Source organism: Rhizobium sp. RU36D, assembly GCF_900176345.1.
In the GTDB taxonomy this organism is placed as follows: domain Bacteria; phylum Pseudomonadota; class Alphaproteobacteria; order Rhizobiales; family Rhizobiaceae; genus Allorhizobium.
In genome coordinates this window covers 36,948-50,351 of the sequence record NZ_FWXU01000003.1, presented here as the reverse complement: position 1 = coordinate 50,351, position 13,404 = coordinate 36,948, and the positions used below count along the sequence as shown (strand labels likewise).

The window sequence follows — 13,404 nt, the reverse complement described above, 5'->3', positions numbered from 1 at the left end:
GGATGCGGGTTCAGTCGCGATGGGATTTGACCCAGTCCAGCACATAAAGGCGAAGGGCAGAGGACAGGTTGCTGTCAGCGGGGCGGGCGTCGTCGATTTCGGCCAGCAGGGCGGCGAAGGACAGGGATCGGGAGGCTGCGATGGTCTTCAGTTCCGCCAGGAATGCGTCTTCCAGCGAAAAACTGGTGCGATGACCGTGCAGGGTTGCCGAGTGCTTTCGAATCATCCGGGGCATTCCTTCGAACCTGGACAGCTCAGGACCTGATTCAACGGCTTTGGACATTGAATCCGCAGATGCGCCAATGTCCTTGATTTTGGCTGATGGTTCGCAATCGCTAATGTACGTAGGACTATTCGTCGTCCCGCTCGGGCTTTTCGATGCGTCCCTGGTCGAGGCGCTTTCCGGCCTGCTCATTCAGCGCCTTGGCCAGGGTCTTTTCGGCTTTGCTGAGCCCGTGGCTAATGCGATTCTGGTCGGCCCGCTTTTCTTTTTCGCTGCGGGCCTTGCTCTTTCGGGCCTGTCTCAGATTGATGATGTCGGCGCTCATGGGCTTCCCAGACGGCAGGGCCAATGGCGCCAGCAGAAGGGCGCCAAGCCGGGGTAACGGTCTACTGCTTCTTGCGGAAGGCATCGAGGGACACGACGGATCCCTCCTTCTTCTCTTCGCCCGCCGCCTTGGGTTCGTCGGTTTCTTCCGTCTTCTCGACGGCTGCCACCGGATAGGCGGTGATCTCGGCGGAACCCTCGTCCTCGTCGGCGAGCGGCACGTCGAATTCAAGCTCGAAATTGACGGAAGGATCGTAGAAGCCACGAATCGCGTTGAACGGGATAACCAGTTTTTCCGGCGTGTCGGAGAAGGACAGGCCGATTTCGAACAGGCTGTCCGTGACCTTGAGGTCCCAGAACTGGTGCTGGATGACGATGGTCATCTGCTCGGCATATTTCGCCTTGAGATGCTGGGAGATCCGCACGCCCGGCGCGCCGGTCAGGAAGGTGATGAAGAAGTGATGCTCGCCCGGAAGGCGTCCGGTAGCGGCGACCTCTGACAGAACCTTCCGAATGACACCACGCAACGCGTCCTGTGCCAGAATGTCGTAGCGAATATGGTCTTGCCCCATCGTATCCTGTCTTTCTTATCCGGTGGCGTCTTTTTCATGGCTATATGCCATGAGGACGGTTTCGGGAAAAGCCCCGGCCACGAGTCATGTAGGCCGACGATACATCATTTCTGCGCCAGGGAGTACCTTTGACAGAAGGAAGACTTGATGGAGAGGGAAGGTGAAGGCTTCTGTTGCCAGGTGCCTTCGGACCCCGCCTCAAGGGGCTAACCTAGAGGACTTAGAGCGGAATTCCCGCACCGCCATTAGGCAGCGAGAGCGTATTCCTTAGCGTTGTTGTCGTTTGCAACTACACTTGTGACCCGATAACGGCGGTATCATGCCGAGCAAAAGTTCGATCTTTACGCCCTTGTCGATCCTATTTCGCCCCCATCAAAAGCCGGTCATCCCATGCGAGAAGCCCGACCGGTTTTTGGTGGAGGCGCCGGGTACCGCCCCCGGGTCCAATAGGTTTATTACACCGACCGTTTATTGCCATAGCCGGAGCAAGCCCCGGCACTCCTCATATAGGTGTTTAGCGCAGGGATGAAAAGGGGTGTCTTGAAACCTTTACCGGCTGGTCCGCGGCGCTCATCAGCAGCCGACGGAAAAGCCGACAAAGGTCGTGTCCTTCTGTGTGAAGAACTTGTTGATGTAGCCCTGCACCGTGCCGTTGTTGAGCTTGATCAGGCAGCGCGGTCCCCAGCGGGTATCGAGGCAGCCGTCAATGCGCACGCACTGGCCTTTTTCCACGAGGCCGATCTGCTTGCTGTTGAGGTCCTGGTCCGTGCGCACCGCCAGGGGATGCAGAACCAGCACATTTGTGGCCCGACGCGGCACAGTCATGTCCTCGGGCGGCGCGCAATAGCCGCTTTGGGGATGATGAATGCATTTGCCGCCGGACTGGAAGCCGCCACCTTGGGCAAAGCCGAACTGCTGGCCGCTGCCGGGGGTCAGGGTGGCAATCGAACCGTCGGACAGCCGCCCCACCATGCGGCCGCGCTCGGGCGAGAAACTGGCAATCGGCATGCGGTTGAGGCCGTAGACGGTAAAGCCGTTTCCGCTGGGCTGCCAGTTTTGTGCAAAGGCAAGCGGGCCGAGGCAGGTGAAGGTGGTTGCCTTGGGCAGCCCGCCAAAGGCCTGCTGCGAAAGCTCAAGCTTGCAACTTCCCGCCATGCTGCCGGTATCGACCGTCCAGTTGCCCACATAATTGGCTTGCGCCGAGGCTGTGCCGGGAAGGGCTGCGAAGACTGCCAGGATGGCGCCTAGCGCACCGAACCAGCGGAGGAGAATTGCTGCGCCGATCATCGATACTACCTGCGGTAAAGTTGTCTCGACCGAAATTATCCACGGGATTTGCGCGCCTGCCAAGGCACAGCCGAGTCAAAAAGCCGCATACATCTTTGTGTGCGCGCCGGCGCTTGACGGCCCAAGGCACCTATCACATTCTCCTGCATTAGCAGACTGAGATCTGCGGGGTGGATCAAGGAGGATGGCATATGACGGACTATCTACCAGACGTTCAGAAATATGATGCGGCGGCCGACGCCGCTGTTGTTGGCAAGATTGTCAAGCATCTGGGCATTGCGCTCCGCAACCGCGATTCTTCCATGGTCTCCGCCTCCGACCAGTCGGAGCTGGATCGTGTTGAAGAAAAATGGTGTGGCAAGAAGCTTGGCGTCACAGGTCCGGAGGCGAAATCGGCCATCGCGGCGGCTGCCAAGGCCATGGCGGCGGATCGCACGAAATCCCGGGTGACCTTCTATTACCTGGTGGCCAAGGAACTCGGCAAACTGGACACGCTCTGAACGCAGCTGCGAAAAACTCTTGCTCCTGTCTTGGTTCCGCCTGAGCCTTCCCGTATGTACTCTGCTGAATTCAGGGAACGGATGGCGGAACCATGAAGCAGTATCTCGACCTCCTCAGGCATGTGATGGACAATGGCAGTGACCGGGGCGACCGCACCGGCACGGGCACCCGCTCGGTCTTCGGATACCAGATGCGCTTCGATCTCTCCGAGGGGTTTCCGGTCACCACGACCAAGAAGCTGCATCTTAAGTCCATCATCCATGAACTGCTGTGGTTCCTGCGCGGTGATACGAACATTGCCTATCTGCACCAGCATGGGGTGACGATCTGGGACGAATGGGCCGACGAAAACGGCGATCTCGGACCCGTCTATGGATCGCAGTGGCGGTCATGGCCGGCGCCCAATGGCGAGCATATCGACCAGATCGCCAACCTTGTGGACGGGATCATCAAGAACCCCAATTCGCGGAGGCATATCGTCTCGGCCTGGAACCCGGCGGAGGTGGACGCTATGGCGCTCCCGCCCTGTCACTGCCTGTTCCAGTTCTATGTCGCCGATGGCAAGCTGTCCTGCCAGCTCTACCAGCGTTCGGCCGATATCTTTCTCGGCGTGCCCTTCAACATCGCGTCCTACGCGCTGCTCACGATGATGGTGGCGCAGGTGACCGGCCTGAAGCCGGGCGATTTCGTGCACACGCTCGGCGATGCGCATCTCTATGCCAATCATTTCGAGCAGGCGACGCTGCAACTTTCGCGCCAGCCGAAGCGCCTGCCGGTGATGCAGTTGAACCCCGACGTGAAGGACCTGTTTTCGTTTAAGTTCGAGGACTTTACTCTCGTCGGCTACGAAGCTGATTCAAACATCAAGGCGCCGATCGCGGTATGACCGGGGCCCAAGACGCCAAGATCATCCTCGTGGTCGCCGTTGCGGAGAATGGCGTCATCGGTCGCGACGGCGACATGCCGTGGAAGCTTTCGACGGACCTCAAGCGCTTCAAGGCGCTGACCATGGGCAAGCCGCTGGTCATGGGGCGCAAGACATTTGCTTCCATCGGGGAACGGCCGCTACCGGGGCGACCGCATGTCATCATCACGCGCGACACGAACTATCGACCTGAAGGCGTCGAGGTGGCGCATAGCCTGGAGGCGGCGCTAACGCGCGCCAAGACCCTGGCAAATGAGATGGGCAGCGACACGGTCTGCATTGTCGGAGGGGGCGAGATCTACAGGCAGGCGATGCCGCTTGCCGATGAATTGCATGTGACGCATGTCGAGGCCGTTATCGAGGGCGATACGCATTTTCCGCAAATCGACAAAGCGGCATTCGAGAAGGTGGATGAGATCGCCGTTACTGCCGGCGAGAAGGACAGTCATCCAACCCGGTATGCGGTGTATCGTCGCCTCAGGCGATAAGTTAACCGTTTCCTGATGTTTGGGCGAAAGAAGTTGCCTTCCACGCGTTGAAAGCGTGCACCTGCATACCTATAACACGTGCTGGAATTCCGCGTTCGTTGCCACGGGGCGATGGGGAGGCGGAATCACGGGATGAGACGAACAAAGAGGTATTGATGCCCTGGAGCAATCAGAACGGCGGCGGCGGCGGTCCATGGGGCGGCGGCGGTGGCGGAGGTAACAATCAGGGCCCCTGGGGCCAGGGGCCGAACCGGCCACGCGGGGGCGGTACACCGCCGGATCTCGACGAGATCATCCGTCGCGGCCAGGATCGCCTGAAGAACCTCGTTCCCGGTGGCTTCAATGGCGGGATCGTGCTGATCCTGCTGGGCGTGGTTGTGGTCTTCGCCCTGATGCAGTCGATCTACACCATTCAGCCTGACGAGCGCGGCGTTGAACTGCGCTTCGGCAAGCCGAAGGAAGAGGTCTCGATGCCGGGCCTGCACTTCCATATCTGGCCGTTCGAAACCGTGGAGATCGTCAAGGTTACCGAACAGCAGCAGAATATCGGTTCGCGTGCCGCCTCGAATTCGAATGCCGGCCTGATGCTGACCGGCGACCAGAACATCGTCAACGTGCAGTTCTCGGTACTGTTTACCGTCAGTGATCCCAAGGCCTTCCTGTTCAACGTCGAGAGCCCGGCCGAAACCCTGCAGCAGGTTTCCGAAAGCGCAATGCGCGAAGTGGTCGGCCGCCGTCCGGCGCAGGATATTTTCCGCGACGCCCGTCAGGAAATCGCCACCGACGTGCGTGCCATCATCCAGGGCACCATGGACACCTATGGCGCCGGTATTTCCATCAACGCCGTTGCCATCGAGGATGCCGCTCCGCCGCGTGAAGTGGCCGATGCCTTCGATGAAGTGCAGCGTGCCGAGCAGGACGAAGACCGTTTCGTTGAAGAAGCCAACCGCTATGCCAACCAGAAGCTCGGTCAGGCGCGAGGCCAGGCGGCCCAGATCCGCGAAGAGGCGTCCGCCTACAAGGATCGCGTCGTGAACGAAGCCGAAGGTGAGGCGCAGCGCTTCGTTTCGATCTACGAGCAGTATACGACCGCGCCTGAGGTCACCCGTCAGCGTCTCTATCTCGAGACCATGGAGCAGGTTCTGAAAAACTCGAAGAAGGTCATCATTGACGAGGCGCAGGGCGTCGTGCCCTATCTGCCCCTGAATGAAATCGCCCGTCCGACGCAGGGAGGCAATTGATATCATGTCCAATCGTCTTCCAGTCATCCTGATCGGCATCGCTGCCGTCCTGCTGCTCGTCTACTCCTCGGTCTTCGTGGTCAACGAGCGCCAGCAGGCCGTCGTCGTGCGCTTCGGTCAAATCCAGTCGGTTCATTCCGAACCGGGCCTGTACTTCAAGCTTCCCTTCGCCTTCATGGATGCGGATCGCGTTCAGTATGTCCAGGATCAGGCCCTGCGCTTTGATCTCGACAATATCCGCGTGCAGGTCTCGGGCGGCAAGTTCTATGAAGTCGATGCCTTCGTCGTCTACAAGATCACCGATCCCCGGCGTTTCCGCCAGACCGTTTCGGGTGACCGCGATGCTGCGGAATCCCGTCTGACGACCCGTCTCGACGCCTCGCTGCGTCGCGTCTACGGTCTGCGGGGCTTCGAATCGGCACTTTCCGACGCGCGCTCCTCAATGATGCAGGAGGTCCGCGAGGATCTTCGGGTGGATGCCGAGTCGCTTGGTATCACCATTGATGACGTCCGTATCCGTCGCACCGACCTGACCCAGGAAGTCTCGCAGCAGACCTTCGACCGCATGAAGGCCGAGCGTTTGGCGGAAGCCGAACTGATCCGCGCCCGCGGTAACGAAGAAGGCCAGCGCCGTCGCGCGATTGCCGACCGTCAGGTCGTCGAGATCGAATCGGAAGCGCGCCGGGATTCGGAAATCCTGCGAGGCGAGGGCGATGCGGAACGTAACCGCATCTTCGGTGAAGCCTTCTCGCGCGATCCCGCCTTCTTCGAGTTCTACCGCTCGATGGCGGCCTATGGATCGTCGCTGGCAGATTCCAACACGACCATGGTGTTGTCGCCGAATTCGGACTTCTTCCGCTTCTTCGACAACGCCGGCGGTCGCGCGCCGAACGGGTCGCAGGGTGCGCTTCAGACGCCTGCCAATGCGGTAGCACCGGCTGCGCCCGCAACGGCACCTGCCGCCCCGGCCGCACCTGCGGCACCGGCCGCTGGAAACTGACCGGGCTGCAATGTCGGATCTTCTGACCGGTATTGCATTCTTTCTGATCATCGAGGGGCTGGTCTATGCACTGGCCCCTCGTTTTCTTGTCGACATGGCAAAGATGTTGCCGTCGATCCCCGAGCAGCACCTTCGCCTATGCGGCCTTGTCGCTGTGACGCTCGGCGTAGGGCTTGTCTGGCTGCTGCGCGGCTGAGAAAGCGTCGTTCACGACAGCTTTACGGCGAAGACCATTTCCCCCTCCATGTTTCCGCCTTATGCTTCCGACAAGTTGACTGCGATTCCGCATCATGAGGACGTCCGATGAACCTGCCTGCGAAACAAAACTCTGCCTTCCGGTTCCTGATGGCAACCGGCAGCGCGCTGGTCATGGCGCTGTCGCCTGTCGGGCTTACCGCAGCCAGAGCGCAGCAATCCTCGATGCCGGCGCCGCCGGTCCCGCCCGCTCCAGCCCCGCCTGCGCCCGCCACACCGGCTCCGGTCCCCGCGCCAGTGCTCGGTCCGCAATCCGTGGCCGATCTTGCCGGAGGGCTGCTGGATGCCGTCGTGAACATTTCGACGTCGCAGAGCGTGAAGGAGGAAGGCGAGGGGCCGTTGCCGCAGATTCCGGAAGGCTCGCCCTTCCAGGAGTTTTTCGAGGATTTCTTCAAGAACCGCAATGGCGGCGAGGGCAACCAGAAGGTCAACTCGCTTGGCTCCGGTTTCGTGATCGACCCCTCCGGCTTCATCGTCACGAACAACCACGTCATTGAAAATGCCGACGACATCGAGGCCGTGTTCCCCGATGGGTCGAAGCTGAAAGCGACGCTGATCGGAACCGACACCAAGACCGACTTGTCGGTGTTGAAGGTCGAGCCGCCCAAGCCGCTTAAGGCGGTCAAGTTCGGCGATTCCCGGCGCATGCGCATCGGCGACTGGGTGATTGCGATCGGCAATCCCTTCGGCCTTGGCGGTTCGGTGACCCTCGGGATCATTTCCGCCCGTGGCCGAAACATCAATGCCGGCCCCTATGACAATTTCATCCAGACCGATGCGGCGATCAACAAGGGCAATTCCGGCGGACCGCTGTTCAACATGAATGGCGAGGTGATCGGCATCAACACGGCCATCATTTCACCGAGCGGCGGATCGATCGGCATCGGCTTTGCCGTGCCGACGGAACTGGCCGAGAATATCGTCAAGCAGCTGATCGAATTCGGCGAGACCCGCCGTGGCTGGCTCGGTGTTCGCATTCAGCCTGTTACGGATGACCTGGCCAAGAGCGTCGGGCTCGATGGCGCCAAGGGTGCGCTTGTCAGCGGCATCATCAAGGGCGGCCCGGTGGAGAACGGGCCTCTGGTCGCCGGCGACGTGATCGTCAAGTTCGACGGCAAGGCGGTGAACGACACCCGCGACCTGGTGCGCGTGGTGGCGGAAAGTGCGATCGGCGCGGAGCTCGACGTGGTGATCGTCCGCGACGGCAAGGAGCAGACGGTGAAGGTGACACTTGGTCGTCTCGAGGACAGTGACGTGGCTGAAAACGATGCGGCTGCGTCTGACGGCACGGTCGAACCGCCCGTCGCCGAGGATGATAGCACGGACAGCCAGGAGACGCCCGGCGCCGAAGAGCAGCAGTCGCCTGACGCGGCCGTTCCGGCTTCTACCCTTGGCATGACCTTGTCAGCCCTCGATGACGAGAAACGTGCCCAATTCTCCATCGTGGAGAGCGTCGAAGGGGTTGTCATCACCGAGGTCGCTGCGGGATCCGCTGCCGCGGAGAAGGGCCTGAAGGTCGGCGAGGTGATCGTCGAGGTGTCGCAGGAATTCATGCAGACGCCTCAGGATGTCGCCGAGACGGTCAAGTCGCTCAAGAGCGAGGGCCGGCGCAGCGCGCATCTGATGATCGCAAACCCTGCCGGGGATCTTCGCTTCGTCGCCGTGCCTTTGGAGTGATATCGTTCCTGGATGGCGACGCCAGTTCAAGCCGTCAGGCGCGGATGCGGTCGGTCGGCTCCGAACTGGTTGTTTGCGCCAGGAAGTCGAGCAGGGACTGAGGGTCCATTGGCCGGGCCACGAAGTAGCCTTGCAATTCCTTGCAGCCCATCTCGCGCAGGGTGTTGAACTGTCCTTCGGTCTCTACCCCTTCGGCGACCAGGGTCAGGTTCAGGTCATGGCCGAGTCTGATGACCGCATCGACGATGGCGCGGCTGTTGGCATTGTGCTCGATATCGGAAATGAAGGACTGGTCGATCTTGAGCTTGTCGAAGCGGTATTTGCGCAGATAACTCAGCGACGAATAGCCGGTGCCGAAATCGTCCAGCGCTATGCGCACGCCAAGATTCTTGACCGCGATCAGCGTTGATTCGACTACGCTGTTGCTGTTCAGCAGAAGCGATTCCGTCACTTCGAATTCCAGCCGCGCCGCCGGCAGCCTTGTCTCCTGCAAGGCCATGCGGATGGTCTGGAACAGGCCAAGCGTGCTGAACTGCCTGGGCGACAGGTTGATCGCGATCCGTACGCTTTCCGGCCAGCGGGTTGCTTCCATGCAGCCGTGCCGGATGACCCAGGCACCGATTTCCGTAATCAGGCCAATGTCTTCGGCGATCGGAATGAACTCGCCGGGGCTGATGGTGCCGAGTTCTGGATGCTCCCAGCGCAGCAGGGCCTCGACGCAGACGACGTCGCCGCTCCGGGCATCGACAAGCGGCTGGAACTTGAGGCTGAGCGCCTCCTGCGCCACGGCACTGCGCAATTCCTGTTCGATCAGGTTGCGGCGCCGCGCGGCCGAATCGAGTGATTTGTCGAAGAAGCGATAGCGGTTGCGACCATCCGCCTTGGCGCGGTAGAGCGCCAGATCGGCATTGCGCATCAGCATGTCGGCTTGCCGGCCGTCCAGCGGCGCGCAGGCTATGCCGATGCTCACCCCGATGCGGGCCGTTCCGCTCGACAGGGAAAAGGGGCGCGACAGCACAGCGATGATGCGTTCGGCGAGGTCGGCGGATTGCCGCGCATCGGTGACGCCGGACTGGATGATGGCGAACTCATCGCCGCCGAGGCGCGCGATGGTATCGAGTTCGCCCGTTTGCTGCTTCAGCAAGTGGGCGACCTTCTTCAGGAGTTCGTCGCCGGCGCCGTGGCCGTGATTGTCGTTCACCTGCTTGAAGCGATCGAGATCGAGCAGCAGCACCGAGAACCGCTCGTTCATGCTCTCCAGCCGCGATATCGCGCGGGCGAAGTCTTCCGTCATCATCACCCGATTGCCGAGATCGGTCAGGGCATCGTGGCGGGCCATGTATTCGATGCGGCGACGGGCCTCCTGGGCGGCGGTGACGTCGCGCCCGACACCACGATAGCCAGCGAAATTGCCCTTGTTGTCATAGACCGGGCGGGCGCTGAGCGACCATACGCCGGGCTTGCCGTCCTTCACGATGTTGATCTCGAAATCCCGGAAGCTGTCGCGAGATTCCATCTGGTGGCGCAGCGCGGCGAAGCCGCTCAGTCGCTGCATGGTCGGGCCGGTGCTGTTCGCCCCGGGCAGAAGCGTCCACAAGGGCTTGCCGAAGGTCTCCGCCTCCGACAGTCCCGTCAGTTCAAAATAGCGTGGCGAGGCACGGCGCATGCGGTGGTCGGCATCCGTGCCCCAGAGCCAGTCCGATGCATTCTCTTCGAAATCATTCAGCAGCAGGCCGATGACATCGCGCTGCTCGTCCGCGGCGATCTGTGCCCGGACGCGATGGGTGAAGCTATCGCAGAGAGCGAGGGATGCGCGCGTGATGATGACGGCATAAATGGCATAGAGGATGAGCAGGTTGAGGCCGATGATCTGCGGCGTCGAACTGACGGCAAGCACCGCACCGATGCCCATGAAGACGCTGAAGATCAGCGAGGCGGGTGGAACGGTCGCCAATGCAAAGCCGCCGCCGCCGGCCATGCCCACGGTCAGGGCCACGAGCACCAGTCGCTGGTTGTGGTCGGCATGCATGTAGAAGGCGGCGTCGAGGATCGCCCAGAGGCCGCTCAATATGGCGGCATAGATCACCGCATGGCGGGTTCCGCGCAAGGAGGCTGTTTCCCGTTGGGGCCGGTTGCGGGTGCGCCACCAGGTGATGCCAGTCAGCACGGCAAGCGCGAAGATGAACGCGGCCCAGACGGTCACCAGCGTGAACATCGGGCTGTTCCAGAAGGCAGCGAGCGTGACGATGGCATTGCCGACATTGGCGGCCATCATCCATGGCGTGTTGCGCAGCACGGTCGAGAGCCGGATGGCACGGATGCGCGCGGCCTCGCTCTCCGTCTGGCCTTCTTCGCCCAGACGCAGGTACCGATCCCCGGCCGCTCGCATGCGAAGCGACAGATTGCCATAGAGGGTTGCTAGCTTCATGGATATTAGAATAGCTGCATTCGCTTAAAGGCGAATGAATCCGAGGCGTGGCATTCACTCTATCTGTTCGAAGAAGGGAGCAGGTCCAGCTTTCGTCCGGTCAGGATTGCTGCCGCCAATCCAAGGCAGACAGCCTGTAGAGAACGTGGCGTTTCAGGTGGGGATGGCTGTCCGGCACGCGAGGGTGATCGAAATCGCCTGCGGGATCGCGATGCATGCCGATGCGCTGCATCACGGCGGTCGAGCGACGGTTGCCTTCCACCGCAAAGGAAACGATTTCGTCGTATCCTTTGGTCTCGAAGCCGAAGGCTAGAAGAGCGCGGGCGGCTTCCGTTACATAGCCATTGCCCCAGAAACGGGTCGCCATACGCCAGCCGATCTCAACGGTGTCCTTTGGCAATGCAGGCTCGAGATTGGTCAGCGACAAGCCGCAGAAGCCGATCGGTTCGTCGGTTTCCTTCAATACGGTGGCGAAGAAGCCCACGCCGTTCTTGGCGATCATGTCGCGCACGCGGTCCAAGGTCTCGTCCGCCTCCGCATGGCTGCGGCGATAGGGAAAAAATTCCATGACCTTGGGATCGGAAAAGATTTCCCGGAACAGGTCCCTGTCGCTGTCAATCCAGTTGCGCAGGACGAGGCGCGGGGTTTCCAGGTAGATCATGGACTACATTCCTTCGATCAGGGATAGACGAAATCGGTCTTCCGATAGCCTTGGAGATAGAGCAGGCCCGTCAGATCAGCATGATCCAGCCTGAGCTTCGCCTGCGCCGAGACCACCGGCTTTGCATGCAGGGCGACGCCGGAGCCCGCAAGCTGCAGCATGCCGAGATCGTTGGCGCCATCACCGACAGCAATCGTGTCTTCCGGCGAAATGCCAAGCCGGGAGGTGATGTCGATCAGTGCATCGACCTTCGCCTGCTTGCCGAGGATCGGTTCGGCCACTTCGCCGACAAGCTTGCCGTCCGCTTCGATCAGGATATTGGCACGGTCCTCATGAAAGCCGAGACGCTTGCCGATCGGGCCGGTGAAGACGGTGAAGCCGCCTGACACCAGCGCCGTGTAATAGCCCTTCGCCTTCATGGTGGCGATCAGTTCCAGACCACCCGGTGTCAACGTGATGCGTTTGGCAATGACCTCGCCGACCACGGAAGAAGGCAGGCCCTTGAGCAGCGCCACGCGTTCCCGCAGCGCCGGCTCAAACGCTATCTCGCCATTCATCGCGCGGGCGGTGATGGCTGCAACCTTGTCCTTCAGCCCGACCTCGGCCGCCAGTTCGTCAATGCATTCCTGGCCGATCATGGTCGAGTCCATGTCGGCGATCAGGAATTTCTTGCGGCGGGACTCAGCCACCTGGACAGCCACGTCGATTGGCTGACCCGCTAGCAGATCCCGCAATTGCTGTTCGGCTAGAGCAGGGTCGCTGCTATCGGGAAGGGCGATATCGCAGGCGATGCCGTCCGCCAGCCAGTACAGACCCGAGGCGTTGACGGCTGCCGCCGCCTGTTCGCCAAGCGCGGGGAGGAGAACAGGATTTGACGGATTGGCGATAAGCGTGGCAACGAAGGCCATGATGAAGAACCCCGATCAACAAATGGATGCGATCCTGATAACCGGGCCGACCGCCAGCGGCAAGTCCGCGCTGGCGCTGTCGCTTGCCCGCCAGTATGACGGTGTCGTGATCAATGCCGACAGCATGCAGGTCTATGGCGTGCTGCGGGTGCTGACCGCCCGCCCATCCCAGGACGAGATGGATGGCGTGCCGCATCATCTCTACGGCCATGTCGATCCGCGGCGCAGCTACTCGACCGGCGAGTGGTTGCGGGAGATCTCCTCGCTGCTGGCCGAACTGAAGGCACAGCGGCGGATGCCTGTGATCGTCGGGGGAACGGGGCTCTATTTCAAGGCGCTCACCGGTGGGCTTTCGGACATGCCCGAGATCCCGGCTGAGATTCGCGAGCATTGGCGGTCACGCCTGCTGGCCGAGGGGGCGACCGACCTGCATGCTATCTTGGCGGAGCGTGATCCTGATATTGCCGCCCGGCTCGCGGTTGAAGACGGCCAGCGGATTATCAGGGCATTGGAAGTGCTGGAGGCCACCGGTCAGTCGATATCGGCGTTCCAGGGCAAGGCCGGGCCTGTGGTCGTCGATCCCCTGAAGGCGCGGAAAATCGTCGTCCTGCCGGAGCGATCATTGCTGCATGACCGTATCAACAGGCGGTTTGCGAAGATGCTGGACGAGGGCGCCGTGGAGGAGGTGGAGGCCTTGCTCGCATTAAATCTCGCTCCCGAAATGCCCGCCATGAAGGCAATCGGCGTCTCCCAGATCGCCGCGATGCTGCAGGGCTCCCTCAGCAAGGCCGAGGTCATCGCGCTCTCGTCGGCGGCGACGCGTCAATATGCCAAGCGCCAGATGACCTGGTTTCGCAACCAGATGGACGAGACGTGGGAGCGGGTGGTGCCGTAGCACCGGCTCCTTATGTCAC

At 61.3% G+C, this 13,404-nt stretch carries 15 protein-coding genes and 1 other RNA gene; 8 read left to right on the top strand and 8 right to left on the bottom strand.

Annotation, left to right across the window (positions count from 1 at the left end):
- Positions 1-10: 10 nt before the first annotated feature.
- The 5 genes from B9A97_RS04850 to B9A97_RS04830 form a co-directional block, all read right to left on the bottom strand.
- Entirely contained in the window at positions 11-226 is a 216-nt protein-coding gene (locus B9A97_RS04850) for a ribbon-helix-helix domain-containing protein (RefSeq protein WP_084363908.1), read from the bottom strand.
- Positions 227-350: 124 nt separating this feature from the next.
- Positions 351-548 (bottom strand): DUF4169 family protein, encoded by a 198-nt coding sequence (locus B9A97_RS04845; protein WP_084363907.1) that lies wholly within the window; start codon positions 546-548, stop codon positions 351-353.
- Positions 549-609: 61 nt separating this feature from the next.
- On the bottom strand, positions 610-1,119 hold the full coding sequence (locus B9A97_RS04840; protein ID WP_084363906.1) for an SspB family protein: 510 nt from the start codon (positions 1,117-1,119) through the stop codon (positions 610-612).
- Positions 1,120-1,278: 159 nt separating this feature from the next.
- Positions 1,279-1,655: a transfer-messenger RNA gene (gene ssrA / locus B9A97_RS04835) on the bottom strand.
- A 37-nt stretch (positions 1,656-1,692) separates the two neighbouring features.
- On the bottom strand, positions 1,693-2,406 hold the full coding sequence (locus tag B9A97_RS04830) for an AprI/Inh family metalloprotease inhibitor (protein ID WP_084363905.1): 714 nt from the start codon (positions 2,404-2,406) through the stop codon (positions 1,693-1,695).
- Positions 2,407-2,597: 191 nt separating this feature from the next.
- Between B9A97_RS04830 and B9A97_RS04825 the strand changes: the two genes are divergently transcribed.
- The 7 genes from B9A97_RS04825 (at position 2,598) to B9A97_RS04795 (ending at position 8,493) form a co-directional block, all read left to right on the top strand.
- The gene (locus B9A97_RS04825) at positions 2,598-2,906 is read left to right on the top strand and encodes a DUF2853 family protein (protein WP_084363904.1); all 309 of its coding nucleotides are present in this window, start codon (positions 2,598-2,600) and stop codon (positions 2,904-2,906) included.
- A gap of 92 nt (positions 2,907-2,998) precedes the next feature.
- The gene (locus B9A97_RS04820) at positions 2,999-3,793 is read left to right on the top strand and encodes a thymidylate synthase (protein ID WP_084363903.1); all 795 of its coding nucleotides are present in this window, start codon (positions 2,999-3,001) and stop codon (positions 3,791-3,793) included.
- Positions 3,790-4,320 carry a dihydrofolate reductase gene (locus tag B9A97_RS04815; RefSeq protein ID WP_084363902.1) on the top strand — a complete coding sequence of 177 codons (531 nt, stop codon included), beginning with the start codon at positions 3,790-3,792 and terminating at the stop codon, positions 4,318-4,320. The genes B9A97_RS04820 and B9A97_RS04815 overlap by 4 nt, the downstream gene beginning before the upstream one ends.
- Before the next feature lie 155 nt (positions 4,321-4,475).
- Positions 4,476-5,561, top strand: coding sequence for an FtsH protease activity modulator HflK (hflK, locus tag B9A97_RS04810; protein WP_084363901.1), 1,086 nt, complete (start codon positions 4,476-4,478; stop codon positions 5,559-5,561).
- 4 nt (positions 5,562-5,565) lie between these two features.
- Positions 5,566-6,561: a protease modulator HflC gene (locus tag B9A97_RS04805; RefSeq protein WP_084363900.1), complete on the top strand. Its 996-nt coding sequence runs from the start codon at positions 5,566-5,568 to the stop codon at positions 6,559-6,561.
- Positions 6,562-6,571: 10 nt separating this feature from the next.
- Entirely contained in the window at positions 6,572-6,757 is a 186-nt protein-coding gene (locus tag B9A97_RS04800; protein WP_084363899.1) for a DUF2065 domain-containing protein, read from the top strand.
- Between the two features lie 107 nt (positions 6,758-6,864).
- Positions 6,865-8,493 carry a Do family serine endopeptidase gene (locus B9A97_RS04795; RefSeq protein WP_084363898.1) on the top strand — a complete coding sequence of 543 codons (1,629 nt, stop codon included), beginning with the start codon at positions 6,865-6,867 and terminating at the stop codon, positions 8,491-8,493.
- Between the two features lie 34 nt (positions 8,494-8,527).
- On the opposite strand, the gene B9A97_RS04790 is transcribed toward B9A97_RS04795, so the two are convergent.
- The 3 genes from B9A97_RS04790 to serB form a co-directional block, all read right to left on the bottom strand.
- Positions 8,528-10,921 carry a putative bifunctional diguanylate cyclase/phosphodiesterase gene (locus B9A97_RS04790; protein ID WP_084363897.1) on the bottom strand — a complete coding sequence of 798 codons (2,394 nt, stop codon included), beginning with the start codon at positions 10,919-10,921 and terminating at the stop codon, positions 8,528-8,530.
- A gap of 100 nt (positions 10,922-11,021) precedes the next feature.
- Complete coding sequence (locus B9A97_RS04785) at positions 11,022-11,582, bottom strand: GNAT family N-acetyltransferase (RefSeq protein WP_084363896.1); 561 nt, start codon at positions 11,580-11,582, stop codon at positions 11,022-11,024.
- Between the two features lie 17 nt (positions 11,583-11,599).
- On the bottom strand, positions 11,600-12,490 hold the full coding sequence (gene serB, locus B9A97_RS04780) for a phosphoserine phosphatase SerB (RefSeq protein ID WP_084363895.1): 891 nt from the start codon (positions 12,488-12,490) through the stop codon (positions 11,600-11,602).
- Here serB and miaA point away from each other — a divergent pair.
- Entirely contained in the window at positions 12,489-13,385 is an 897-nt protein-coding gene (gene miaA, locus B9A97_RS04775) for a tRNA (adenosine(37)-N6)-dimethylallyltransferase MiaA (protein WP_084363894.1), read from the top strand. The genes serB and miaA overlap by 2 nt on opposite strands.
- The last annotated feature ends 19 nt before the right edge of the window (positions 13,386-13,404 follow it).

Coding starts and splice junctions, on each gene's coding strand:
- B9A97_RS04795 (WP_084363898.1), top strand. CDS start 6,865: ATGAACCTGCCTGCGAAACAAAACTCTGCCTTCCGGTTCCTGATGGCA.
- B9A97_RS04785 (WP_084363896.1), bottom strand. CDS start 11,582: ATGATCTACCTGGAAACCCCGCGCCTCGTCCTGCGCAACTGGATTGAC.
- B9A97_RS04800 (WP_084363899.1), top strand. CDS start 6,572: ATGTCGGATCTTCTGACCGGTATTGCATTCTTTCTGATCATCGAGGGG.
- B9A97_RS04815 (WP_084363902.1), top strand. CDS start 3,790: ATGACCGGGGCCCAAGACGCCAAGATCATCCTCGTGGTCGCCGTTGCG.
- B9A97_RS04805 (WP_084363900.1), top strand. CDS start 5,566: ATGTCCAATCGTCTTCCAGTCATCCTGATCGGCATCGCTGCCGTCCTG.
- B9A97_RS04790 (WP_084363897.1), bottom strand. CDS start 10,921: ATGAAGCTAGCAACCCTCTATGGCAATCTGTCGCTTCGCATGCGAGCG.
- B9A97_RS04840 (WP_084363906.1), bottom strand. CDS start 1,119: ATGGGGCAAGACCATATTCGCTACGACATTCTGGCACAGGACGCGTTG.
- B9A97_RS04820 (WP_084363903.1), top strand. CDS start 2,999: ATGAAGCAGTATCTCGACCTCCTCAGGCATGTGATGGACAATGGCAGT.
- miaA (WP_084363894.1), top strand. CDS start 12,489: ATGATGAAGAACCCCGATCAACAAATGGATGCGATCCTGATAACCGGG.
- hflK (WP_084363901.1), top strand. CDS start 4,476: ATGCCCTGGAGCAATCAGAACGGCGGCGGCGGCGGTCCATGGGGCGGC.
- B9A97_RS04830 (WP_084363905.1), bottom strand. CDS start 2,406: ATGATCGGCGCAGCAATTCTCCTCCGCTGGTTCGGTGCGCTAGGCGCC.
- B9A97_RS04825 (WP_084363904.1), top strand. CDS start 2,598: ATGACGGACTATCTACCAGACGTTCAGAAATATGATGCGGCGGCCGAC.
- serB (WP_084363895.1), bottom strand. CDS start 12,490: ATGGCCTTCGTTGCCACGCTTATCGCCAATCCGTCAAATCCTGTTCTC.
- B9A97_RS04850 (WP_084363908.1), bottom strand. CDS start 226: ATGATTCGAAAGCACTCGGCAACCCTGCACGGTCATCGCACCAGTTTT.
- B9A97_RS04845 (WP_084363907.1), bottom strand. CDS start 548: ATGAGCGCCGACATCATCAATCTGAGACAGGCCCGAAAGAGCAAGGCC.